The following is a 23054-nucleotide window of genomic DNA, read 5'->3' on the forward strand; positions in this document are numbered from 1 at the left end:
GCAATGGACAAACGCAGCCTCTCGGAACGCGACATCTGCACCAAGTTCATCACACCGGCCCTTCGCAAGGCTGGCTGGGACGAGATGTTGCAGATTCGGGAGGAGGTGAGCTTCACCAAGGGCCGGATCATCGTCCGCGGCAAGCTGGTCACGCGCGGGCAAGGGAAGCGCGCCGACTACATCCTCTACTACAAGCCGAACATCCCCATCGCGCTAATCGAGGCGAAGGACAACACCCACAGCGTCGGCGACGGAATCCAGCAGGCGCTCGACTACGCGGAGACGCTGAACATCCCGTTCGTCTTTTCCTCGAACGGCGACGGCTTTGTGTTCCACGATCGAACCGGCGCCAGCACGCCACGCGAAACGACGTTGTCGCTCGATGCCTTTCCTGCGCCGACTGATCTCTGGACGCGGTTTCGCGCCTGGAAGGATCTCGACGGCGAAGCGGAGCGGATCGTCCTTCAGGATTACTACGACGACGGCAGCGGTAAGTCGCCTCGCTACTATCAGGTCAACGCGGTCAATGCCGCGATCGAGGCTATCGCGAAAGGACAGGATCGCGTGCTGCTCGTCATGGCGACGGGCACCGGAAAGACCTATACAGCCTTCCAGATCATCTGGCGTCTCTGGAAGGCCGGCCGTAAGAAGCGCATCCTGTTCCTCGCCGACCGCAACGTCCTGATCGACCAGACCATGGTCAACGATTTCCGTCCCTTCGGTGGAACGATGGCCAAGCTCTCGACCAACGCCAAGACCATCGAGCGGCAGGACGGCAGCACGGAGGATCTGACGCTCGCGCTGGACAAGAAGCGCCGCATCGACACCGCCTACGAGGTCTATCTCGGTCTCTATCAGGCCATCACAGGGCCGGAGGAACGGCAGAAGCTGTTCCGCGAGTTCTCGCCCGGCTTCTTCGACCTCATCGTGATCGACGAATGCCACCGGGGCAGCGCCGCCGAGGACTCGGCATGGCGCGAGATCCTCGAATACTTCTCGTCGGCCACCCAGATCGGTCTGACCGCGACGCCGAAGGAGACGAAATACGTCTCCAACATCGCCTATTTCGGCGATCCCGTGTTCTCCTACTCACTGAAGCAAGGCATCCGCGACGGCTTCCTCGCGCCCTACAAGGTTGTGAAGGTCCATATCGACCGGGACGTGGAGGGATACCGCCCCGAGAAGGGCCAGATCGACCGCGACGGCGAGGAGGTCGAGGATCGCATCTACAACACCAAGGATTTCGACCGGACGCTGGTCATCGACGACCGGACAAAGCTTGTCGCGCAGAAGGTCACGCAATTCCTGAAAGAAGGCGGCGACCGCTACCAGAAGACCATCGTGTTCTGTGTCGACCAGGAGCACGCGGCGCGCATGCGGCAGGCGCTGATCAACGAGAACGCCGATCTAGTCGACGAAAACCCGCGCTATGTCATGCGCATCACCGGCAGCGACGCAGAGGGCCAGGCGCAGCTCGGCAACTTCATCGACCCGGAATCCAAGTGGCCGGTGATCGTCACCACCTCGCGGCTGCTCTCGACCGGTGTGGACGCACAGACCTGTCGGCTGATCGTGCTTGATCGCGAGGTCGGCTCGATGACGGAGTTCAAGCAGATCGTCGGCCGCGGGACTCGCGTGCACGAGGACACGCACAAATATTATTTCACCCTCATAGATTTCCGTGGCGCGACCAGCCATTTCGCCGACCCGGACTTCGACGGCGAGCCGGTGCAGATCTACGAGCCGAAGGAGGGGCAGCCCATAGACCCGCCCGACGCGCCGCCTACGGACGAGGACGGCGCGCCGCTCCCCGAAGATCCCGGCGAGGACGAGACCATCGTCGATCAGCCGGGCCTGCCGCTGCCGCCAACCGGCGGGCCGCAGAAGAAGGTCTATGTCGATGGCGTTGGCGCGACCATCGTGGCAGAGCGCGTGGAATACCTCGACGAGAACGGAAACCTCGTCACGGAGTCCCTGCGCGACTTCACCAAACGCGCCCTGCGCAAACGCTTCGCCAGCCTCGACGACTTCCTGAGACGCTGGAACGCCGCCGAGCGCAAGCACGCCATCCTGGAAGAGCTGGAGGCCGAGGGCCTGCCGCTCGATCCCATCGTCGAAGAACTGGGCCGCGACCTCGATCCCTTCGACCTGATCTGCCACGTCGCCTTCGACGCCAAGCCGCTGACCCGCCGCGAGCGCGCCGAGAACGTCAAGAAGCGCGACGCCTTCACGAAGTATGGCGACAAGGCCCGCGCGGTCCTCGACGCGCTGCTCGCCAAATACGCCGACGAAGGCGTGCTAAACCTCGACGACGCCAGCGTTCTCAAGATTGCGCCATTCAGTTCGATCGGAATGCCGATGGAGCTCATCAACTCTTTCGGTGGAAAGGCGGCTTATGTCGCCGCCGTCCACGACTTGCAATCCGAACTCTATCGCGTATCGGCATGAATCGACTGCTTTGTTTTCATTAAAGGAGATCACATAATGAATTCTAAGACCGAAAAGGCAATTTCGATATTACTCGATTTTGCAGCCGGCGGAGAATTTGTATCGGAGTTGAATGGCTACGAAGCAGATGAGCGCGACATTCCAGGAACTAATGTGAGAGTTGTGAGAATCCTTCACGACTACAGCGAAGCTCCTCGGGTCGTCCGGTTGGAACAGGGAGAAAGAAGAACAGGAGAAGCCTTTCTGGACATGAAGGGATCAATCGAAGAGATCTATAACGCCGACGCATTACTAAAGGCGGCCTCAATGATTGAAGCCTTGGCCAACAACCAGTCAAAATAGCAGGGAAAGCATGTCCGTCCGCACCCTCGTCAAATCTATCCAGGACATCATGCGCCAGGATACCGGCGTTGATGGCGACGCGCAGCGCATCAGCCAGCTCTGCTGGATGTTCTTCCTCAAGATCATCGACGACCAGGACCAGGAACTCGAACTCCTGAAGGACGATTACCGCTCGCCCATTCCCGCCCGCCTGCAATGGCGCGCCTGGGCGGCCGACCCCGAGGGCATCACCGGCGAGGACTTATTAGCATTTGTAAACATTGACCTCTTCCCGACGCTCAAGAACCTCCCCGCCGCCAGCCCCCGCGCCCGCACCGTCCGCGACGTCTTCGAGGACGCCTACAACTACATGAAATCCGGCCAGCTGATGCGGCAGGTGGTCAACCGCATCAACGGCATCGATTTCAACAACCTGACCGAGCGCCAGCACTTCGGCGACATCTACGAGCAGATCCTGAACGACCTGCAATCCGCCGGCAACGCGGGCGAATACTACACGCCCCGCGCCGTGACCGCCTTCATGGTCCAGATGACCGACCCGAAGCCCGGCGAAACGCTCTTCGACCCCGCCTGCGGCACCGGCGGCTTTCTCACCTGCGCCATCCGCCACATGCGCGAGCACTACGTCAAACGCCCCGAGGACGAGGCCACGATGCAGGCCAGCCTCCGCGCGGTGGAGAAGAAGCAGCTCCCCCACATGCTCGCCGTCACCAACATGCTCTTGCACGGGATCGAGGACCCCTCCTTCCTGCGCCACGACAACACGCTCGCCCGCCCCTACATCTCCTGGGGCAAGGACGAGCGGGTGGACGTCGTCCTCACCAACCCGCCCTTCGGCGGGCGCGAGGAAGACGGGATCGAGGCCAACTTCCCCCAGCACTTCCGCACCCGCGAGACCGCCGACCTCTTCCTCGCCCTGATCATCCGCCTCCTGAAACCCGGCGGCCGCGCGGCCGTGGTGCTGCCCGACGGCTCGCTCTTCGGTGAGGGCGTCAAGACCCGGCTCAAGGAGCACCTGATGGAGGAGTGCAACCTCCACACCATCGTGCGCCTGCCGAACTCGGTCTTCCGCCCCTACGCCTCGATCGGCACCAACCTGCTGTTCTTCGAGAAGGGCGCGCCCACGCAGGACATCTGGTTCTGGGAGCACCAGGTGCCCGAGGGGCAGAAGGCCTATTCCATGACCAAACCCATCCGCCTGGAGCATCTGGCCGATTGCGCCGCGTGGTGGGGCGGGCCGCGCCGCGAGGGGCGGGTGGAGTCCGAGCGCGCTTGGAAGGTCAGCGCGGAGGAGGTGAAGGCCCGCGGCTACAACCTCGACATCAAGAACCCTCACACGGTGGTCGAGGATCACGGCGACCCCGAGACGCTGCTGGAGGATCTGACCAACGCGGAGGCTGAGGTAGCCGCGCTCCGCGACCAGTTGAAGGCGATCCTGTCGGAGGCGCTCGCCCGATGAACGCCGAACGGCTGCTGGCTCTCTATGAAAAGGTCGCCGAGGCGCCCGACGCCGTGCCCCGCCTGCGCCGCTTCGTGCTGGACCTCGCCGTGCGGGGGAAGCTGGTGCCGCAGGAGGCGGACGACGAACCGGCGTCGGTCCTGCTGAAGCGGATCGCGGCGGAGAAGGCGCGGCTGGTGAATGCCAAGACGATCCGCAAGCCCAGAGCGGTTTCACCGCTCGAACCCGATGATCTTCCGTTCCCTTTGCCTCGTGGATGGGCGTGGACGCAAATCGCGGAACTCGGGGTCATCAGCCCGCGCAACGAAGCCGACGACACCCTCGAAGCATCGTTTGTCCCGATGCCCTTGATAGCCGCAGAATATGGCGTCGCGAACGGACACGAGCCGCGACCGTGGGGCGAGATCAAGAAGGGCTACACGCACTTCGCGGAGGGCGATGTCGGGCTCGCCAAGATCACTCCGTGTTTCGAGAACGGCAAGTCCACTGTATTCAGGAACCTGACCGGTGGCATCGGCGCGGGCACGACGGAACTGCATGTCGTTCGGCCGCTCTTTGTGGACGCCGATTACATCCTCCTGTTCCTCAAGAGCCCACAATTCATCGAGACCGGTATCCCGAGGATGACCGGGACCGCGGGACAGAAGCGTGTTCCGACCGAGTATTTCACAAGCTCGCCATTCCCCCTCCCACCCCTCGCCGAGCAGCGGCGGATCGTGGCGAAGGTGGAGGAGCTGATGGCGCTGCTGGACCGGCTGGAGGCGGCGCGCGGGCAGCGCGAGGCCACCCGCGACCGGCTGACCGCCGCCAGCCTCGCACGCCTGACCGCGCCCGACACGGATGCAGCGGATTTCCCGACCAACGCCCGCTTCGCTCTCGCCACGCTCCCCGCCCTCACCACCCGCCCCGACCAGATCAAACCCCTCCGCCAGACCATCCTCAACCTCGCCGTCCGCGGCAAACTGGTGGAACAGGACCCGACCGACGAACCGGCGTCGGAGTTGTTGAAGCGGATCGCAGAGGAGCGTGATCGCCTGTTGCGCGCCAAAGAGATCAAGAAGCAGAAGCCGATCCTGCCAGTTGATGAAAGCGAAGCCCCTTATGATGTGCCGCGAAGCTGGCGGTGGGCGCGGTTTAACGAGATAGCCGCGATCCAATCGAACTTGGTTGACCCCAAGGGCTACCCCGACATGCCACACATCGCTCCGGACAACATTGAGGGCTGGACCGCTAGGCTTCTGCCTTATGTATCTGTAAGAGACGCGGGGGTGTTCAGCGGAAAACACCTATTTGCAGCGGGTTCAATTCTTTACTCTAAGATCCGCCCCAATCTCGCGAAGGTCACCGTCGCTGATTTCGACGGACTGTGCAGCGCAGATATGTATCCAGTCCGCGCCCACATCTTCAGAGATTTCCTCATCAAGTTCATGATCACGGAAGCCTTCGTGGATCAATCGGTATCCGAAGATAACCGCGTTGCGATGCCGAAAATCAATCAAGCGGCACTGTCGAATATCCTCATCCCCCTCCCACCCCTCGCCGAACAACACCGCATCGTGGCGAAGGTCGATGCCCTCATGGCCCTCTGCGACCGGCTGGAGGCCGCCCTCACCACCACCGACACCACCCGCGCCCGCCTCCTCGAAGCCCTCCTCCACGAGGCGCTGGAGCCCGGCGCAGAAGCTGTCACGGAGGCCGCGGAATGAGTGAAGACGTCGACTGGACCGAAGTCGCCCGCTACCTCGACGACCTCTACACGGCGTCGGATGGCCTTGAACGGCTGTTCCCTGGCCGCAAGTTCACGCTCGACGGCCATCTCGTCGGAAGCATCGGGGAGGTGGTCGCCGCCTACATCTTCGATCTTGACCTGAACCCGGCGTCGACCCTTGGCCACGATGCGACGACACCTGACGGCAGAAACGTCGAGATCAAACTCACGCAGGGGAGCGGCGTGGCGATCCGGCACGAACCCGAACACCTGATCGTGCTGCATCGTCCGAAAGGCGGGCCGATGCGGATCGTGTTCAACGGTCCAGGCGCCCTTGCCTGGGCCGCGGCCGGGAAGATGCAGAAGAACGGCCAGCGTCCGATCTCTCTATCGCGCCTCCGCCTTCTCGCGGCGGACGTTCCGGCTGGCGATAGGATTCCCGAAGTGCGGAGACCGCCGGTATGACCTCGGATGCTTGAATTACCTGTTGTTTACTGTTAACTAAACACCATGCCAGCCAGAACGCTCGCCCCCAAGTCCTCCGCCCCGCCGCCCAGCACGCGTGCGGTGATCTATGCCCGTGTCTCCTCCAAGGAGCAGGAGAAGGAGGGCTACTCGATCCCTGCGCAGTTGAAGCTGCTCAAGGATTACGCCGCCGCAGAGGGCTTCACCGTGGCGAAGGAGTATGTGGACGTCGAGACCGCCAAGCAGACCGGCCGCGGTGCCTTCGGCGAGATGGTGACTTGGCTGCGGGCGCATCCGGACGTGCGTGTGATCCTGGTCGAGAAGACCGACCGGCTCTATCGGAACCTCAAGGACTGGGTGACGGTCGACGACCTGGATGCCGAGATCCACTTCCCCAAGGAAGGGGTGGTCCTGTCGCGCGACTCGCGCTCGTCCGAGAAGTTCATGCACGGCATCAAGGTGCTGATGGCGAAGAACTACATCGACAACCTGTCGGAGGAAGCCCGCAAGGGCATGCAGGAAAAGGCCGAGCAAGGCATCTGGCCGACCAAGACACCGCTCGGCTACCTGAACGTCACCGGCCCGGACGGGCGCAAGGTAATCGCCGTCGATCCGGAGGTCGCGCCGATCATTGCCAAGCTCTTCGAGTGGTATGCGACCGGCGAATACGCGCTGAAAGAGGTTGCCAAGAAGGCCCGCGCCGCTGGGCTCGTTTACAAGAAAAGCGGTGCGCCGGTGCCGACCAGCACCGTGCACTCGATCCTGCGCAACCGTCTCTACACCGGCTGGTTCGAGTGGAACGGCAAGCTCTATCAGGGAAAGCACGAGGCGCTGGTGCCGGTCGAGTTGTGGGAGCGGGTGCAGGGTGTCATGGACGGCCGGAACGCGAGCAAGCACCGCCGTATGACGCACGACTTCGCCTTCTCGGGCCTGATCGCCTGTGCGCGATGCGGCTGCTCGGTGGTCGGCGAGATCAAGAAGCAGAAATACATCTACTATCACTGCACCGGCTACGCGGACAAATGTCGGGGCGAGCCTGCCTCGTGTCGTCGGAAGTATGTGCGCGAGGAGTTGCTGGAGCAGCAGTTCACCGCCATGCTCGGCCGGCTTCGCTTCGACGACGAGGTGCTTGAGTGGGTGCGCGAGGCACTGCACGCCAGCCACGCCGACGAGCGCCGCGAGCATGAAGAGGCGATCGCCCGGCTGCAGGCCGAGCACGCCCGCCTCGGCGAGCGGATCAGCGCGATGTATGTCGACACGCTCGACGGGAAGATCACCGGCGAGTTTTTCGAGGAGATGTCGGGCAAGTGGCGCGAAGATCAGCGCCGCCTGCAACGGGACATCGAGCGCCACGAGGAAGCCGAACAGTCCTACATGGAAGAGGGTTTGCGGATTCTCGAACTGGCCCGGAACGCGCAGGCCCTGTTCGAACGCCAGCCGGCCCGCGAGAAGCGGCGGCTTCTGAATTTCGTGCTATCGAACTGCACCTGGGAGGACGGGGAGGTTGTCGCCACCTTCCGACAACCCTTTGATCTTTTGGCTGAAACAGCGGCCATCGCGACCAGAGAAGCGGCGGCAGATCAGGCGAAATCCGCAAAGAATGATATTTGGCTGGGGTGGTAGGATTCGAACCTACGGTACACGGTACCAAAAACCGCTGCCTTACCACTTGGCTACACCCCAGCGGTGGGGCGCTAGTTACTCCCGGCGCCGGCGCGACGCAAGCCCTCGCTGCGGGAAAATGGCCTCCTCATTCGAGGGCGGCATCGCCGCTCAAAAGGTTTTGCGCCCCGGCGTCGGACCGCTCTTCCCGGACGATCTGGTCGAGCGCCTGTTCGTCGTAGGCGGCCACGTCCTGCGGCTCCCGCAAGCTGTGACCGGCGGCGGGGACCGCGCCGCGCGGCGCGGTCGCGTTCGCGTCGGGCGGGGCGACGCGCATGACGCGGTATGTGGGTTCCGGCATTTCGATGCCCGCCTCCGCGAACGCTGCCATGACGAGGCGGATCGCCTCCCCGCGCGCGGGATAGAAGCTGCTCTCCCGCTGCGAGATCCACGCCGTGAGCCGCAGGGCCACGGAACTGTCGCCCGCCTCGTGGACCCATACGCTCGCCGCCGGCCGATCCAGAACGAAGGGCAACGCTTGCAGCGTCCCGGCGGCGATTCGCTGCGCTTCGGCCAGGTCGGTGTCCGGCGCGACACCGAGATCGAACACGATCCGGGTGGCGTCGTTGCGCGTGTAGTTCACGAGCCTGCTCTTGAAGACGGTCGCGTTCGGAATTCGGACGTGATTGCCGTCATGGGACAGAAGGATCGTGGCGCGGCTCGTCAGGCGGACAACCTTGCCGACATCGCCCTCGATCTCGACCGTGTCGTCGGGGTCGAAGGGCTGACGGATCGAGAGCATGATCGACGCGATGAAGTTTTCCACCGTGTCCCGGACCGCGAAGCCGACGGCAAGGCCGATGAGGCCGGCCGCCCCGAGGATCGTGCCGAGAAGCGCCGTGGCGCCCAGGATGTCGAGCCCGGCGACGAGCCCGGCGAGCACGAATCCCAGCCGCACGAGCTGGCGGTAGATATCCGCGATGAAACCGTTCGGCGCGAGGCGTCGCCACGGTCCGCGCCAGCGCGTGATCAGCCAGCCGATGGCGGCGACGGCGACGAAAACGGCCGCCGCGACCGACAGAAGCGGCAAGGTGGCGACCACCTGCCGCCAACGCGCGCGCAGGCGCTCCATCGCGGGATCGAGGCGTTCGGCGACCGCGGTGGTCTCGGCGACCTGATTGCGCACGGTGATCACCTCGGAAAGGCGGTTGGCGATCTCGTCGAGCTGCGCAATCGCCGCGCCGTCGACGGCAGTTCCCCGGAAAGTGACGATGCCCTCTCTCACCGTCACCGTGACGTCGTCGTACCCGTCGAGCTCGGACAGGATGCCGCGAAGGCGCGTGGCGATGGCGGCGTCCGTCGCGGCGTCGTTCTCGAGCTGGATCGCGGGGCCGGTCGCGGGCGCGGGCGTCTGCTGCGCGAAGGCCGCGGCAGGTGCGGTTGCGCCCAGAACGAGCGCGAGGAAGAGGGGCGCGAGGCGCGACATGCGGCGGCTCCGTCGGCGGCGGTCTCCGCTCACACTACAGCGCCACGTCGCCCGGGCAAGCCGTGGCGCGCCGCCACGAGGACCGCCCCGGGGGCTGGGAAAGCCGCCGCCCGTCCGCGGCCCATGCGGAAGCTGGAGCAAGACCGCGTCGTGGCGCGGGCCGCCGGCACGTTGCCCTTGCCATGCTGTCGCGCGGATGATCTTCTCGAACGGTGCGGGCGAGGCGGCGGATCGGGCGACGATGATCGAAATCGATGGAGTCACGAAGATTTTCGGCACTGGAAGCACCGCCTTCCGCGCGCTCGACGAGGTCTCCGTCACGATCCGCGAAAACGAATTCTTCACGCTTCTCGGCCCGTCGGGCTGCGGCAAGACCACGCTTCTGCGGCTGATCGCGGGCTTCGAATACCCGACCGAGGGGCGCATCACCCTCGACGGCGGCGACCTGCTCGACAACCCGCCGCACCGGCGCCCGGTGAACACCGTCTTCCAGTCCTACGCGCTGTTCCCGCACATGACGGTGGCCGAGAATATCGGCTTCGGGCTGGAGATGCTGGGCAAGCCGCGGCAGGAGGTGCGGCGCACGGTGGACGAGATGCTCGAGCTCGTGCGCATGACGGAGATGGCCGGGCGGCGCACGAGCCAGATCTCGGGCGGGCAGCAGCAGCGCGTGGCGCTGGCCCGCGCGCTCGCGCCGCGCCCCAAGGTGCTGTTGCTGGACGAACCGCTTTCGGCGCTCGATTTCAAGCTGCGCAAGGACATGCAGCTCGAGCTCAAGCGGCTTCAGTCGGAGACGGGGATCACCTTCGTCTTCGTCACCCACGACCAGGCCGAGGCGCTGACCATGTCCGACCGGATCGCGGTGATGAACGAGGGCTCGATCCGCCAGATCGGCGGCCCGCGCGACATCTACGATCACCCGGCGGAAAGGTTCGTGGCCGACTTCATCGGCGACACCAACTTCCTCGAGGCCGAGCTGCTGGACGTTTCGGACGGGCGGGCGCGGATCCGGCTGCCATCCGGCACCGAGACCGAGGCCCGGACAGCGGAGGGCGGCGCCGCGTCGGGACACGTCACGCTCGCGGTGCGGCCCGAGCACGCCCAGCTTTCCCCGCCCGACGGGGCGCTTCTGCCCGGCCGGCTGGCCGAGGTGGTCTATTTCGGCACCGACACGCACTTCCACGTCGATCTCGATGCCGGCGGATGCTTCGTCGTGCGCCAGCAGAACCAGCCCGACGCGGCCCAGCCGCGGCAGGCCGGCGACCCGGTGGGCATCACCTTCGCCGCCGGTGTCGGCCAAGTCCTGAGGGACTGAACGGATGGCCCTGCCCGCCCATCGACAGGACACCGACAGGCGCCGCGCCCGCGCCCTGCTGCTGGCGCCCGCGCTCGTCATCCTGCTCTTCGCGGCGTCCGGCCCGCTTCTGATCGTCCTGATCTATTCCTTCCTGACCCCGGGGGATTACGGCGGGGTCGTGTGGGACTTCTCCACCGATGCGTGGGTCAGCGTCCTGATGGAGCGTGACTTCTTCACCGGCGAGGTCGGGCTGGCCGATGCGCACCTGTCGATCTTCTGGCGCTCGATCAAGCTGTCGCTGATGACGACGCTGCTGGCGCTCCTCTTCGGTTTCCCGACGGCCTACTTCATCGCTACCCGTCCACGCGGCACGCGCGACTTCTGGATGCTGCTCATCATCATCCCTTTCTGGACGAACCTGCTGATCCGCACCTTCGCCATCATGGAACTCATCCGCAACGAGGGCACGGTGAACACGATCCTGCTCTGGGCCGGCGTCATCGATGCCCCGATCCAGATGCTCTTCACCGAATTCGCGGTGCTCGTCGGCATGGTCTACGTCTACCTGCCGCTCATGGTGCTGCCGATCTACGCCTCGATGGAGCGGTTCGACTTCTCGCTCGTGGAGGCGGGCTACGACCTCTACGCCACGCGGCTGCAGGTGTTGCGGCGGATCATACTTCCGCTGGTGAAGCCGGGCGTCGTGGCGGGCTCGATCCTCGTCTTCGTGCCCTGCCTCGGCGCCTACGTCACGCCGCGGGTGCTGGGGGGCGGCAAGAACATGATGCTCGGCAACTTCATCGAGCTTCAGTTCGGACAGGGGCGCAACTGGCCGCTCGGCGCGGCCCTGTCGCTCACGCTTCTGGCCATCGTCATGGTGGCGCTGATGTTCTACATCCGCGCCGCCGGGCGCGAGGAGGTGCGCGGGCATGGCTAGGCGGCAGGGGTTCGACGTGACCCGGCAACCGGGCTTCACCACGGTGGCGACGCTCTGCTTCGTGCTGCTCTACCTGCCGATCTTCCTTCTCGTGATCTTCTCGTTCAACGCGGGCACCTCGGTCGCCCTCTGGGAGGGTTTCTCGCTGCGCTGGTACGCCTCGGCGCTCGAGAACGAGCAGGTTCAGGCCGCGACGGTCCGGTCTGTGGTGATCGCCACCGCCGCCTCGGCCATCGCCACCTCGGCCGCCGTGGGCGCGGCGCTGGCCACCACCCGCACGCGTCCGTGGCGCGGGCAGACCGTCGTCTTCGCGCTCGTGAACCAGCCGCTGATGGTGCCCGAGATCGTGANCTCGGCCGCCGTGGGCGCGGCGCTGGCCACCACCCGCACGCGTCCGTGGCGCGGGCAGACCGTCGTCTTCGCGCTCGTGAACCAGCCGCTGATGGTGCCCGAGATCGTGACCGCCGTGGCGCTGCTGATCTTCTTCGCGATGATCAAGGTCGCCACCGGCTACACCGGGCTCTGGTATCTCATCATCGCGCATACCGCCTTCTGCATTCCCTTCGCGTTCCTGCCGGTCCGGGCGCGGCTGCAGGGCATGGACCTCACGCTGGAACAGGCGGCGGCCGACCTTTACGCGACGCCGTGGCAGGTGTTCCGGCGGGTGACGCTGCCGCAGCTCTGGCCGGGCATCCTCGCCGGCGCGATGCTGGCCTTCGTGATTTCGCTCGACGACGTCGTGATCACCGAGTTCGTGAAATCCGCCGGGCAGGATACCCTGCCCACCTACATGCTGGGCCAGCTCCGCCGCGCGGTGACGCCCGAGATCAACGCGATCTCGACCGCGCTTCTCGCCGTTTCGGTCGTGCTGGTGATGGCGTTCTTCTTCCTCAACCGAAGCAGGAAGTGACCAAGGAGGTACGAAAGATGAACAGACTGCTGATGACCACGGCGGCGCTCGCCTTCGCCGGGCCGGCGCTCGCGCAGGAGCTCAACATCTACAACTGGGGCAACTACACCAGCCCCGAGATGATCGAGAAGTTCGAGGCCGAGACCGGCATCGACGTCACGATCACCGACTACGACAGCAACGATACCGCGCTCGCCAAGATCCAGGCCGGCGGGCACGGCTTCGACATCGTCGTGCCATCGGCGACCTATGTGCCGATCTACCTGCAGGAGGGCCTGCTACTGGAGGCGCGCCCCGACCAGATGGAGAATTTCGAGCACATGGCGGAGCGCTGGCGCGATCCCGATTTCGACCCGGGACGGCGTTACACCGTGCCGTGGCAGTGGGGCACCGTCGGCATGGCGGTCAACACCTCCGACTATGACGGCGACATCAACACCGCCGCGATCTTCCTGGAGCCGCCCGAGGCGCTTCGCGGCAAGATCAACGTCATCCCCGAGATGATGGACGTGATGTCCATCGCCATCTACTACGTCGGCGGCGAGCAGTGCAGCCAAGACCGCGAGACGCTGAGCGAGGTGCGCGATCTTCTGGTGGCGGCGAAACCGCACTGGCTGTCGATCGACTACAGCACCGTGGAACGGCTCGCCGCCGAGGACATCGCGGCCAGCATCACCTGGAACGGGGCCGCGTTGCGCGCCCGGCTTCAGAACGACGACATCGCCTTCGGCTATCCGGTGACGGGCTTTCCGGTCTGGTCGGACAACCTCGCGATCCTCGCGGACGCGCAGAACGTCGAGGAGGCGAAGACCTTCATGAACTTCATCATGGATCCCGAGAACGCGGCGATGATCTCGAACTTCGCGCGCTACGCCAACGGCATCGCGGGCTCCGAGGAATACATGGACGAGGTCATGGCCACCGCGCCCGAGGTCGTCGTGCCTGAGGAGTTCGCCTCCGCCGGGGTCGATTCGAAGATCTGCCCGCCCGAGGCGCAGCAGATCTACCGCGCGATCTGGACCGAGCTTCTGAAATGATCCCTGCCGGGGGCGCGCCCGCGCGCCCCCGGACCCTTCCCGACCCACGGAGTGCCCGCATGGCCGCCGCGCCCGACCTCGTCATCCTCAACGGCAAGCTTGTCACCTTCGACCCGGCCCGGCCGCGCGCAGAGGCGCTGGCGGTGAAGCACGGCACGATCACCGCCGTCGGCGCGACCGGGGAGATCCGCGGCCTCGCCGGTTCTGCCACGCGCGTCTTCGACGCACAGGGCGCCACCGTGCTGCCGGGCTTCATCGACAGCCATGTCCACCTCTTCGGCGGGTCGGTGGAGCTCGACTACCTGAACCTCTACGGGGTCGAGGGCCACGACGCGCTGACCGAGGCGGTACGCGCCGAAGCCGCGCGGAGCGACGACCGCGTGGTCTTCGCCGTGATGGCCGCCTACGACATCCTCGGACCCGGCCGTCAGACCACGCGCCAGGATCTCGACCGCGTGCTGCCCGACCGGCCCTTCGCCATGTTCGCCCCCGACCATCACACGATCTGGGCCAACACGAAGGCACTGGAACTCGGCGGTATCCTGCATGGCGGCGAGACGGATGCGGGCTCGGAGATCGTGATCGCGCCAGACGGCACGGCGACGGGGGAACTGCGCGAGCCCGGCGCCTACAAGCCCGTCCTGCGCCACACCCGCCACGGCGGGCGCGACATGGAGGGGCTCGTCACCGGCACCGACCCGGTGCCCGCGCCGGGCCCCGCCGACCGTGCGCGCGACAAGGCCGCCATCGCCCGCGGGCTGGCCCACTGCGCGAGCCACGGCATCACCGGGCTCCACAACATGGACGGAAATTTCTACACCGCGGAGCTGCTGACCGAGCTCGAGGCGGAAGGAAAACTGCTCTGCCGCACCGAGGTGCCCTTCCACCTGAAAAGCTTCGATCCGCTCGACCGGCTGGAAGAGGCCGAAGAGATGCGCCGCCGCTTCTCCGGGGACTGGATCTGGACCAACCGCGTGAAGATGTTCATGGACGGGGTGGTGGAAAGCCGCACGGCGCTGATGCTGCGCCCCTACCCCGGCACGACCCATGTCGGCGATCCCGTCTTCGGGGCCGATCACTTCACCGAAGCCTGCGTGCGCATCGACGCGATGGGGCTGCAGATCGCCACGCACGCGATCGGCGATCTCGCCATCCGGCGCACGCTCGACGGCTATGAGGCCGCGCGGCGCGCGAACGGCGTGCGCGACAGCCGCCACCGGGTCGAGCATATCGAGGTGCTCCATCCCGACGACCTGCCCCGCTTCGCCGCGCTCGGCGTCGTCGCCTCGATCCAGCCCGGCCACGCGCCGCGCGGCCGCATCTTCCCCGCGCACGGGCTCGACGAGGTGCTCCACCCCGAGCAGATCCCGATGGCCTTCGCCTGGCAGTCGATCCGTCAGACCGGGGCGCGCGTCTGCTTTTCCACCGACTGGCCGGTGATCCAGGTGGACGTGATGGACAGCGTGAAGGCGGCCGCGGCGCCGCTCGAGCTACCCGCGCCTTGGACCGACCAGCGCCAGGACCTCATGGACACCCTGCGCTCCTACACCTGCGACAACGCCTGGGTGGAGTTCGCCGAGGACCGCAAGGGCCGGCTCCGTGACGGTTTCCTCGCCGATATCGCCGTGATGGACCACGACCTCGAGGCGATGGACCCCGAGGCGCTCGACACCGCGCGCGCCGCTCTCACCGTGGCGGGCGGGCGGATCACCTGGGAGGCCTGAGCGCGATCCTCCGCGGACCGCGCCGCAGCATCGGACGCTGCCCCGCCATCGCGATGCGCTATCCTTCGGGCGCGATTCGAGATCGGGGAGGTGCCGGGGAATGGCCAATATCGTGACGCTCCGGAAGACGCGGAGCGCGACCCGGACGGAGCGCCCGAAGCTATGGAAGGTGATCCTTCTCAACGACGACTACACACCGCGCGAGTTCGTCGTGTCGGTGCTGAAACGCGTCTTCCGGATGAGCGAGGACGAAGCCGCCCTCGTCATGCTCGCCGCCCACCGGCAGGGCGCCCGCGTCGTCGCCGTCTTCACGCGGGAGGTGGCCGAGACGAAGACCGCCCAGGCGAACGAGGCCGGGCTTTCCAAGGGCTATCCGCTGACCTTCACGACCGAGCGCGAGGATTGACCCCCGCGCCTCAGCTGCACTTGGAGTAGCCGCAGCTCGCGCAGGTCAGGCACCCTTCCATCATGCGCATCTCGTATTGCCCGCAGGACGGGCAGGCGGCGCCGCGGGGGGCGTTCTCCAGCCCCACCACCCTGGCGGTGGGATCGGACTTCAGCCCCTTTCCCTCGCCCTCGAGAAAGCCGATGGCGATCATGTGCCGCTCGATCGCGCCGCCGATGGCCGCGAGGATCGAGGGGATGTATTTGCCGTTCTGCCAGGCCCCGCCGCGCGGATCGAAGACGGCCTTCAGCTCCTCCACCACGAAGGAGACGTCCCCGCCGCGCCGGAACACCGCCGAGATCATCCGGGTGAGCGCCACGGTCCAGGCGAAATGCTCCATGTTCTTGGAATTGATGAAGACCTCGAAGGGCCGCCGCCGACCGCCGATGACGACATCGTTGATGGTCAGGTAGATGGCGTGCTCGCTGTCGGGCCATTTCAGCTTGTAGGTCGCGCCCTCCAGCGATTGCGGGCGGTCGAGCGGCTCGGACATGTAGATGACGTCGGCGCCTTCCCCGGAAAGGTCCGTCGCCTGTTCCGGTGCCTCGCCGGGGGCCACGTCCTCCTGCTCCCCCACGCTCAGCACGCTTCCCGTCACCTCGTTCGGCCGGTAGGTCGTGCAGCCCTTGCAGCCCGACTCGTAGGCCTGCATGTAGACGTCCTTGAAGTCCTCGAAGGCGATGTCGGCGGGCACGTTGATCGTCTTGGAGATCGACGAATCCACCCAGCGCTGCGCGGCCGCCTGCATCTTCACGTGATCTTCCGGCGCGAGCATCTGGGCGTTCACGAAATGCGCTGGCAAGTCGCGGTCGCCGAACTTCTCGCGCCAGAGCTGAACGGCGTAATCCGCCACCTCCTCCTCGGTGCGCGAGCCGTCCTTCTGAAGCACCTTGCGGGTGTAGGAATAGGCGAAGACGGGCTCGATGCCCGAACTCACGTTGCCGGCATAGAGGCTGATCGTGCCGGTGGGCGCGATGGAGGTCAGCAACGCGTTGCGGATGCCGTGGGTGCGGACCGCCTCGCGCACGTCCGCGTCCATCTGCGCCATGGCGCCCGAGGCGAGGAAGGCCTCCGCCTCGAAAAGCGGGAAGGGCCCCTTTTCCTTCGCGATATCGACCGAGGCGAGATAGGCCGCGCGCGCGATCCGGTGCAGGATCGCCTCGGTCTGCGCCGCCGCCGCGTCGGAGCCGTAGCGCAGGCCCAGCATCAGCAGCGCGTCGGCGAGGCCCGTGACGCCAAGGCCGATCCGCCGCTTGGCCTGCGCCTCGGCGCGCTGCTCGGGAAGCGGGAAATTGGAGGCGTCCACAACGTTGTCCATCATCCGCACCGCGGTGGCGACGAGATCGTCGAGCGCGGCGAGGTCGATCGCCGCCTCGGGCTCGAACGCGTCGCGCACGAGGCGGGAGAGGTTGATAGAGCCCAGAAGGCACGCGCCATAGGGCGGCAGCGGCTGCTCGCCGCAGGGGTTCGTCGCCGCGATCTCCTCGGCATAGGCAAGGTTGTTCATCGCGTTGATGCGATCGATGAAGATCACCCCCGGCTCGGCATAGTCGTAGGTGGCACGCATGATCCGGTTCCACAGATCGCGCGCCGGAACGGTGTGATAGACCTTGCCGGCGAAGGTGAGCTCCCACGGCCCGTCGGCCTTCACCGCCTCCATGAAGGCGTCGGTCACCAGCACCGAGACGTTGAAGTTCCTGAGCCGGGCGGGGTCGGATTTCGCGGCGATGAACTCCTCGATGTCGGGATGGTCGCAGCGCATGGTGGCCATCATCGCGCCCCGGCGCGAGCCCGCCGACATGATGGTGCGGCACATCGCGTCCCAGACATCCATGAAGGAGAGCGGCCCAGAGGCGTCGGCGGCCACGCCGGTGACGTCCGCGCCGCGCGGCCGGATGGTGGAGAAATCGTAGCCGATCCCGCCCCCCTGCTGCATGGTGAGGGCGGCCTCCTTCAGGTGTTCGAAGATGCCGGCCATGCTGTCCGGGATCGTGCCCATCACGAAGCAGTTGAAGAGCGTCACCTTCCGGCCCGTGCCCGCGCCCGCGAGGATGCGGCCCGCGGGCAGGAAGCGGAAATTCTCGAGCGCGGCGTTGAACCGCTCTTCCCATGCCTCCGGGTCGGCCTCGACTGCCGCGAGCGCACGCGCCACGCGGCGCCAGCTGTCCTCGACCGTGCGGTCTATCGGCGTTCCGTCCGCCTGCTTGAAGCGGTATTTCATGTCCCAGATCGTCTCGGCGATCGGCGCGGCGAAGCGGGTCATCGGGGCCTCCTGGCAGGGCGTGGCGGGTTGCGGGGTGCCGGGGAAGCCCTAATATAGTCGCAAGACTTGGGGGAGTCATCTCTTGGCGCACATAAACCTTGTGAAGCTCAGCGCGGGCACCGAAAACGTCGACGAACTGGCGCGCTGGCAGCGGACACGGCGGGCGCAAACCGCCGACGGCAAGCCGCGCCACGTCACGCGGATGTGGCCGAAACGCGCCGACGAGATCCTGTCGGGTGGCTCGATCTACTGGGTCGTCAAGGGGCTCATCCAGTGCCGCCAGCGCATCCTGCGGCTCGACCCGGTGGAAGGGGCGGACGGGATCACGCGCTGCGCCATCGTGCTGGAAGAGGGCCTGATCCGCACGCGCCCGGCGCAGCGCCGCCCGTTCCAGGGCTGGCGTTACCTCGCGCCGGAGGACAGCCCTGCGGACCTGCCCGAAAGCCGGCAGGCCGAGGACGCGCTGCCGCCCGAACTCAGCGCCGCGCTGTCCGAGATCGGGGTGGTCTGAGCGCGCCGGCTACTCGTCAAGCCCGAGGCGCGACAGCAGCGCGGCAAGCGCCAGGCGGTCGGCATCGGAGAGGGGCGAGCGCCGAGCGCGAAAGAGCGTCGCCTCGCTTTTCAGCACGAGCCCGTCCGAGAGCACCTTCAGGTGATTGGCCCTGAGCGTCTCTCCGCTCGAGGTGATGTCGGCGATGGCCTCGGCGGTGAGGTTGCGCACCGTGCCCTCCGTCGCGCCCTGGCTGTCCACCAGCCGGTAATCCGCGACGCCGTGCGCCCGCAGGAAGTCCCGCACCAGGCGGTGATATTTCGTGGCGATGCGCAGCCGGTGGCCGTGGCGCGCGCGGAACTCTGCCGCCACCATGTCGAGATCGTCGAGCGTGTCCACGTCCACCCAGGCCCGCGGCACCGCGATCACGAGGTCGGCATGGCCGAAGCCCAGCTCCGCCAGGGGTTCCACCTTCTGGTCCCAGCGGCTCAGCTTCTCGCGCACGAGATCGGTGCCGGTGACGCCGAGTTGAAGTCGCCCGGCCTCCAGCTCGCGCGGGATCTCGCCCGCCGAAAGCAGCACCAGCGACACGCCCTCCACGCCGCTCACGGCGCCCGAATACTCCCGCTCGGATCCCGTGCGCGACAGCTCGACGCCGCGTGCGGCGAACCACTCGAAGGTCTTTTCCATCAACCGCCCCTTGGACGGCACGCCCAGCTTCACGGTCATGGCAGCCCTCCGAGGTCCAGCACCATGCCGGGGCGGATCACGCCACCCACCGCCGGGATCTCCGCGCCGCCGCCAAGCTGGCGGGTGAGCGCATCATAGCGCCCGCCGGTGGCCACCGGCGCGAGGTCCGGCCGCGCCTCGGCGTAGAAGCCGAAGACGAAGCCGTCGTAATACTCCATAGAGGTGCGCCCGTAGCTCGCCTCGAAATCCAGCGCCGCCACGTCGACGCCGCGCGACGACAACGCGTCTAGCCGGCGCGCCAGCCGGTCCACCGCAACCCCGATGGAGGGGAGGTCCACGGCGATGTCGCGCAGGTGTTCCAGCGCGAAGACGCAGGTCTCGCGCACGCCCAGAAGCGCGTCCACCAGATCGAGCTGCGCCGCGGGCAGCGGCGGCGCGGCGGCGTCCTCGCGCAGGGCCGCGATCCGGTCCGCGATCTCCTCCGGCCCGCGCTTGCCCAGAAGCGGCGCGGCCCGCGCCATCGGGTCGGAATCGGCGAGCAGCGCGGCGCGCGCGGGCGGCGGCGCGCTCCGTCCCGCGAAGTGCTCCAGAAGCGCGCGGAACCGCCGCGGCCGCCAGATGTGGCGCATCAGCGCGGCCTTGCGCCGCTCCGTCGTCTCGAGCCCGCGCACGGCGGCGGCGAGAAGGCCGATGTCGCCCGTGGCCGCGCGCAGGCCGAGAGGCGCGAGCGTCCGGGAGAAGAGCGCGAACACCTCGGCGTCGGCGGCGGCGGGATCCGTCCGGTCGAAGACCTCGTAGCCCACCTGGAGATACTCGCTCGCGCGGGAGGGGTCGTCCTCCTGGCGCCGGAAGACCTCGCCCGCATAGGTGTAGCGCGCGGGCTCGGCGCCGTGAGCCATGTGCATCTGCACCACGGGCACGGTGAAATCCGGGCGCAGCATCTGCTCGCCCCGGAGCGGATCCTGCGTGGTGTAGGCGCGCGCCCGGATGTCCTCGCCGTAGAGGTCGAGCAGCGTGTCGGCGGGCTGGAGGATCGCGCAGTCCACCGGCTGCGCGCCCGCCGCCTCGAAGCGCGCCACGAGCCGCGCGGCCAGCGCGCGCGTCTCGGCGGTGCGGGGGCTCATCCGTGGGCGTCCAGGATCTCGCGCACGCGGTGGGCGAGCTCGACGCGCGGCACCTCGACCTGGCTCGGGCGCTCCTTCCATTCCTCGAGCGTCGCGCTTTCCGCGATCTGCGCGCCGAGGATCAGGTCCTTGAGCTGGACGACGCCGCGCGCCTTCTCGTCCTCGCCCTCGATCACGGCGACGGGCGCGCCGCGGCGGTCGGCGTACTTCATCTGGTTGCCGAAGTTCTTCGGGTTGCCGAGATAGACCTCCGCGCGGATGCCGGCCTGGCGCAGCTCGGCCACCATCGCCTGGTAGTCGGCCATGCGGTCGCGATCCATCACCGTGACGACGACCGGCGCGTGCGTCTTGCTGTGCACCCGCCCCTTCTCGCGCAGCGCGGCGAGCAGGCGGTCCACCCCGATGGAGACGCCCGTGGCCGGCACCGCCTGCCCGGTGAAGCGCTTCACCAGGTCGTCGTAGCGCCCGCCGCCCGCCACCGAGCCGAACTGCCGCGGCCGCCCCTTCTCGTCGAGGATCTCGAAGGTGAGCTCGGCCTCGAAGACCGGGCCCGTGTAGTAGCCGAGGCCGCGGACCACCGAGGGATCGATCACGATGCGGTCGGGACCGTAGCCTTGGGCGGCGAGCATATCGGAGATCTCGTCGAGTTCGTCGACGCCTTCCTTGCCCACAGATGAACCGTCAGTAAGTACCCTCAAGTGGTCGAACAAGTGCTTATTGTATGCCCGCCCCCCGTCCGGAAACTGAGCGGGACTGGATGCGTAGAGCGCAACTGAGCGGATTTCGTTTTCGACTTGCGCTCCACTCATGGTTCTGCCCTGAGGCGCTGTAAGAAACGCTCTTTTGTGCGCTTGGTTCTTTGCCTGCAGGAACGAGAGAATCCTCTGCCTTTGCTCCACGGAAAGCTGGGCGCCTTCGGTGAAGTCGCCGCTCTCGTCCTTCCTTCCCTTGCCGAGCAACGCCAAAACACCGTCGATCCCCAGCCGGTCCAGCTTGTCGATGGCACGAAGCACGATGCCCCTCTGGGCTTCCTTGTCATCTCCGGAGAGACCAGCGACCTCCAGCACGCCGTTCAGCACCTTGCGGTTGTTCACCCGCACCACGTAGTCCCCGCGCGGGATGCCCACCGCCTCCAGCGTGTCGGCGAGCATGGCGCAGATCTCGGCGTCGGCGGCCACGCTGGCCGCGCCCACGGTGTCGGCGTCGCACTGGTAGAACTGGCGGTAGCGGCCCGGCCCCGGCTTCTCGTTGCGCCAGACCGGGCCCATCGCGTAGCGGCGGTAGGGCGTGGGCAGCTCCTGGCGGTGCTGGGCGTAGACGCGGGCGAGCGGCGCCGTCAGGTCGTAGCGAAGCGCCAGCCAGTCGCCCTTGCCGCCCTCCTCGTCCTCGGCCCAGGCGAAGACCCCGGCATGCGGGCGGTCCACGTCGGGAAGGTATTTCCCGAGCGCCTCCAGCGTCTCCACCGCGGGGCTTTCGAGGGCGTCGAAGCCGTAGAGATGATAGACCCGCGCGATGGTCTCGAGCATGGCCGCGCGCTCGCTCACCTCGGCGCCGAAATAGTCGCGGAACCCCTTGGGGTTCTCCGCCTTCGGGCGCGGCTGCTTCTTCTCCTTGGCCATGGGAACGATCACTCCGGGTCGGGTCGCGGCGGGGTCTAGCCGAAGGGGGGCGGCGGGGCAAGGCGGGCCCGGCTTGCCCGCCGGGCCTACCGGTGCAAATGTGGACAGGAGCACGGAGCGCGACATGACGAGCGACGAGGAAACCCGCATCGACAGGCTGGAGCGGCACGTGGCCGAGCTGGAGCGCGCGCAGGAGACGCTGTCGGAGGTCGTGACGCGCCAGCGCGAGGAGATCGACGGGCTCTCGCGGCGGATCGCGCTCCTGATGGAGCGGGAGGCCGAGCGCGAGGCGGAGGCCGGGTCCGTGGTGCTTGGCGACCAGCGGCCGCCGCACTGGTGAGGCGGCGCGTCAGCGCCCCTTGATGTCGAGCGCCAGCGCCTCGCCGTCGTGCAGCAGCAGGTTCTTCCAGACCGGGTTCTCGCCGAAGCGTTCATAGATGCTGACGAACACGGTGTCGCGCTCCATCCGCGAGATGCGCCGCCCGCAGGGTTCGTTCCGCGCGACGCCGCAGATGCGCGACTTGAGACGCTCATAGGCGCTGTCGGTCTTCGAATAGGGCTGCGCCTCGGCGGTCAGGCCGTAGCGAATCTGCTCGTGCATCGAGGGCGCGCCGAAAAGCGCGAGCGCGGCGGTGAACTGGCGCGGGCAGCCATCGTCGAAACCGGTCAGGTAAAATGTGTGGGCCCCGGTGTTGCCGGGATCGCTGTCGTGAAGCCGCCAGCCCGCCGCCCGCTCGATCTCGGCGCCGAGGGACCGGCGCGGCGCGTCGCAGACCCGGGCGAGCTCGCCGTAGGGCAGGCGCGTACCGAAGGCCACGTCGCGCCCGTCGGGCCCGTCGGAGGCCGGGGGCAACGCGGCCCCCTCCGGCATGGGGCGGACCGCCTCCCCGCCCCCGAAGAGACGCGCGAAAAGGCCGCCGCCGGGCGCCGCCGCCCGGCTTTCCGCTGCGGCGGACGGATCGCTTTCGGCGCCGCCTGGTCCGGGCCCGCCGATGGCCGGTGCCTCCC

19 protein-coding genes, 1 tRNA gene and 1 pseudogene are annotated in these 23054 nt (G+C 67.0%); 14 read left to right on the forward strand and 7 right to left on the reverse strand.

Translation table 11 applies throughout. The annotated features are described in order from the left end of the window. Nucleotides 1-3 precede the first annotated feature (3 nt). Genes hsdR through AB6A66_RS05805 form a run of 6 tightly spaced genes read left to right on the forward strand, consistent with a single transcriptional unit; the run spans nucleotide 4 to nucleotide 8045 of the window. Nucleotides 4-2448 (forward strand): EcoAI/FtnUII family type I restriction enzme subunit R, encoded by a 2445-nt coding sequence (gene hsdR / locus AB6A66_RS05780; protein WP_371055137.1) that lies wholly within the window; start codon nucleotides 4-6, stop codon nucleotides 2446-2448. A gap of 36 nt (nucleotides 2449-2484) precedes the next feature. After that, nucleotides 2485-2790 carry a hypothetical protein gene (locus AB6A66_RS05785; RefSeq protein ID WP_371055138.1) on the forward strand — a complete coding sequence of 102 codons (306 nt, stop codon included), beginning with the start codon at nucleotides 2485-2487 and terminating at the stop codon, nucleotides 2788-2790. Between the two features lie 10 nt (nucleotides 2791-2800). Next, on the forward strand, nucleotides 2801-4249 hold the full coding sequence (locus AB6A66_RS05790; protein ID WP_371055139.1) for an N-6 DNA methylase: 1449 nt from the start codon (nucleotides 2801-2803) through the stop codon (nucleotides 4247-4249). Continuing rightward, the gene (locus AB6A66_RS05795; protein ID WP_371055140.1) at nucleotides 4246-5955 is read left to right on the forward strand and encodes a restriction endonuclease subunit S; all 1710 of its coding nucleotides are present in this window, start codon (nucleotides 4246-4248) and stop codon (nucleotides 5953-5955) included. Before AB6A66_RS05790 ends, AB6A66_RS05795 begins: the two co-directional genes overlap by 4 nt. After that, on the forward strand, nucleotides 5952-6422 hold the full coding sequence (locus tag AB6A66_RS05800) for a hypothetical protein (RefSeq protein ID WP_371055141.1): 471 nt from the start codon (nucleotides 5952-5954) through the stop codon (nucleotides 6420-6422). The genes AB6A66_RS05795 and AB6A66_RS05800 overlap by 4 nt, the downstream gene beginning before the upstream one ends. A gap of 45 nt (nucleotides 6423-6467) precedes the next feature. Further along, entirely contained in the window at nucleotides 6468-8045 is a 1578-nt protein-coding gene (locus tag AB6A66_RS05805) for a recombinase family protein (RefSeq protein WP_371055142.1), read from the forward strand. On the opposite strand, the gene AB6A66_RS05810 is transcribed toward AB6A66_RS05805, so the two are convergent. Both AB6A66_RS05810 and AB6A66_RS05815 read right to left on the reverse strand, forming a co-directional pair. After that, nucleotides 8031-8105: transfer RNA gene (locus tag AB6A66_RS05810), tRNA-Gln, on the reverse strand. The genes AB6A66_RS05805 and AB6A66_RS05810 overlap by 15 nt on opposite strands. Before the next feature lie 67 nt (nucleotides 8106-8172). Further along, the gene (locus tag AB6A66_RS05815) at nucleotides 8173-9510 is read right to left on the reverse strand and encodes a mechanosensitive ion channel family protein (RefSeq protein WP_371055143.1); all 1338 of its coding nucleotides are present in this window, start codon (nucleotides 9508-9510) and stop codon (nucleotides 8173-8175) included. A gap of 241 nt (nucleotides 9511-9751) precedes the next feature. On the opposite strand from AB6A66_RS05815, the gene AB6A66_RS05820 reads away from it, so the two are divergent. The 6 genes from AB6A66_RS05820 to AB6A66_RS05845 all read left to right on the forward strand — a co-directional run bounded on the left by AB6A66_RS05820 (nucleotide 9752) and on the right by AB6A66_RS05845 (nucleotide 15821). After that, a complete protein-coding gene (locus tag AB6A66_RS05820) occupies nucleotides 9752-10825 on the forward strand; it encodes an ABC transporter ATP-binding protein (RefSeq protein ID WP_371055144.1) in 1074 nt (357 codons plus the stop codon). Between the two features lie 4 nt (nucleotides 10826-10829). Continuing rightward, nucleotides 10830-11744, forward strand: a complete 915-nt coding sequence (locus tag AB6A66_RS05825) for an ABC transporter permease (RefSeq protein WP_371055145.1) — start codon at nucleotides 10830-10832, stop codon at nucleotides 11742-11744. After that, nucleotides 11737-12654: an ABC transporter permease gene (locus tag AB6A66_RS05830; protein ID WP_371055146.1), complete on the forward strand. Its 918-nt coding sequence runs from the start codon at nucleotides 11737-11739 to the stop codon at nucleotides 12652-12654. Before AB6A66_RS05825 ends, AB6A66_RS05830 begins: the two co-directional genes overlap by 8 nt. Nucleotides 12655-12671: 17 nt before the next feature. Beyond that, a complete protein-coding gene (locus tag AB6A66_RS05835; protein ID WP_371037538.1) occupies nucleotides 12672-13691 on the forward strand; it encodes an extracellular solute-binding protein in 1020 nt (339 codons plus the stop codon). A gap of 59 nt (nucleotides 13692-13750) precedes the next feature. Beyond that, nucleotides 13751-15415 (forward strand): amidohydrolase, encoded by a 1665-nt coding sequence (locus AB6A66_RS05840; protein ID WP_371055147.1) that lies wholly within the window; start codon nucleotides 13751-13753, stop codon nucleotides 15413-15415. A 100-nt stretch (nucleotides 15416-15515) separates the two neighbouring features. Further along, nucleotides 15516-15821, forward strand: a complete 306-nt coding sequence (locus tag AB6A66_RS05845; RefSeq protein WP_371055148.1) for an ATP-dependent Clp protease adaptor ClpS — start codon at nucleotides 15516-15518, stop codon at nucleotides 15819-15821. 10 nt (nucleotides 15822-15831) lie between these two features. Here the strand turns inward: AB6A66_RS05845 and AB6A66_RS05850 are convergent, their stop codons facing one another. Beyond that, entirely contained in the window at nucleotides 15832-18123 is a 2292-nt protein-coding gene (locus AB6A66_RS05850) for an adenosylcobalamin-dependent ribonucleoside-diphosphate reductase (protein ID WP_371055149.1), read from the reverse strand. 82 nt (nucleotides 18124-18205) lie between these two features. On the opposite strand from AB6A66_RS05850, the gene AB6A66_RS05855 reads away from it, so the two are divergent. Beyond that, on the forward strand, nucleotides 18206-18634 hold the full coding sequence (locus AB6A66_RS05855) for a DUF1489 family protein (RefSeq protein WP_371037541.1): 429 nt from the start codon (nucleotides 18206-18208) through the stop codon (nucleotides 18632-18634). Between the two features lie 9 nt (nucleotides 18635-18643). On the opposite strand, the gene hisG is transcribed toward AB6A66_RS05855, so the two are convergent. From hisG to hisS, 3 genes are read right to left on the reverse strand one after another with little or no spacing between them, the layout of a single operon-like run. Further along, a complete protein-coding gene (hisG, locus tag AB6A66_RS05860) occupies nucleotides 18644-19342 on the reverse strand; it encodes an ATP phosphoribosyltransferase (protein WP_371055150.1) in 699 nt (232 codons plus the stop codon). Then, complete coding sequence (locus tag AB6A66_RS05865; protein WP_371037543.1) at nucleotides 19339-20427, reverse strand: ATP phosphoribosyltransferase regulatory subunit; 1089 nt, start codon at nucleotides 20425-20427, stop codon at nucleotides 19339-19341. The genes hisG and AB6A66_RS05865 overlap by 4 nt, the downstream gene beginning before the upstream one ends. Next, nucleotides 20424-22046 carry a histidine--tRNA ligase gene (gene hisS, locus AB6A66_RS05870; RefSeq protein WP_371055151.1) on the reverse strand — a complete coding sequence of 541 codons (1623 nt, stop codon included), beginning with the start codon at nucleotides 22044-22046 and terminating at the stop codon, nucleotides 20424-20426. Before hisS ends, AB6A66_RS05865 begins: the two co-directional genes overlap by 4 nt. Nucleotides 22047-22170: 124 nt before the next feature. Here hisS and AB6A66_RS05875 point away from each other — a divergent pair, with 124 nt between their 5' ends. Further along, entirely contained in the window at nucleotides 22171-22386 is a 216-nt protein-coding gene (locus AB6A66_RS05875) for a SlyX family protein (protein ID WP_371055152.1), read from the forward strand. A gap of 9 nt (nucleotides 22387-22395) precedes the next feature. Here AB6A66_RS05875 and AB6A66_RS05880 read toward each other — a convergent pair. Further along, nucleotides 22396-23054 (reverse strand): annotated as a pseudogene (locus AB6A66_RS05880) (hypothetical protein); the annotation flags it as partial.

The sequence above is a fragment of the Rhodosalinus sp. K401 genome (genome assembly GCF_041365735.1).
Lineage (GTDB): Bacteria > Pseudomonadota > Alphaproteobacteria > Rhodobacterales > Rhodobacteraceae > Rhodosalinus.

Bases quoted from the DNA above. Each gene is read 5' to 3' on its own strand.
- AB6A66_RS05795 (WP_371055140.1), top strand. From the start codon at position 4,246: ATGAACGCCGAACGGCTGCTGGCTCTCTATGAAAAGGTCGCCGAGGCG.
- AB6A66_RS05785 (WP_371055138.1), top strand. From the start codon at position 2,485: ATGAATTCTAAGACCGAAAAGGCAATTTCGATATTACTCGATTTTGCA.
- AB6A66_RS05800 (WP_371055141.1), top strand. From the start codon at position 5,952: ATGAGTGAAGACGTCGACTGGACCGAAGTCGCCCGCTACCTCGACGAC.
- AB6A66_RS05815 (WP_371055143.1), bottom strand. From the start codon at position 9,510: ATGTCGCGCCTCGCGCCCCTCTTCCTCGCGCTCGTTCTGGGCGCAACC.
- AB6A66_RS05845 (WP_371055148.1), top strand. From the start codon at position 15,516: ATGGCCAATATCGTGACGCTCCGGAAGACGCGGAGCGCGACCCGGACG.
- hsdR (WP_371055137.1), top strand. From the start codon at position 4: ATGGACAAACGCAGCCTCTCGGAACGCGACATCTGCACCAAGTTCATC.
- AB6A66_RS05820 (WP_371055144.1), top strand. From the start codon at position 9,752: ATGATCGAAATCGATGGAGTCACGAAGATTTTCGGCACTGGAAGCACC.
- AB6A66_RS05850 (WP_371055149.1), bottom strand. From the start codon at position 18,123: ATGACCCGCTTCGCCGCGCCGATCGCCGAGACGATCTGGGACATGAAA.
- AB6A66_RS05875 (WP_371055152.1), top strand. From the start codon at position 22,171: ATGACGAGCGACGAGGAAACCCGCATCGACAGGCTGGAGCGGCACGTG.
- AB6A66_RS05840 (WP_371055147.1), top strand. From the start codon at position 13,751: ATGGCCGCCGCGCCCGACCTCGTCATCCTCAACGGCAAGCTTGTCACC.
- AB6A66_RS05835 (WP_371037538.1), top strand. From the start codon at position 12,672: ATGAACAGACTGCTGATGACCACGGCGGCGCTCGCCTTCGCCGGGCCG.
- hisG (WP_371055150.1), bottom strand. From the start codon at position 19,342: ATGACCGTGAAGCTGGGCGTGCCGTCCAAGGGGCGGTTGATGGAAAAG.
- AB6A66_RS05790 (WP_371055139.1), top strand. From the start codon at position 2,801: ATGTCCGTCCGCACCCTCGTCAAATCTATCCAGGACATCATGCGCCAG.
- hisS (WP_371055151.1), bottom strand. From the start codon at position 22,046: ATGGCCAAGGAGAAGAAGCAGCCGCGCCCGAAGGCGGAGAACCCCAAG.
- AB6A66_RS05865 (WP_371037543.1), bottom strand. From the start codon at position 20,427: ATGAGCCCCCGCACCGCCGAGACGCGCGCGCTGGCCGCGCGGCTCGTG.
- AB6A66_RS05825 (WP_371055145.1), top strand. From the start codon at position 10,830: ATGGCCCTGCCCGCCCATCGACAGGACACCGACAGGCGCCGCGCCCGC.
- AB6A66_RS05805 (WP_371055142.1), top strand. From the start codon at position 6,468: ATGCCAGCCAGAACGCTCGCCCCCAAGTCCTCCGCCCCGCCGCCCAGC.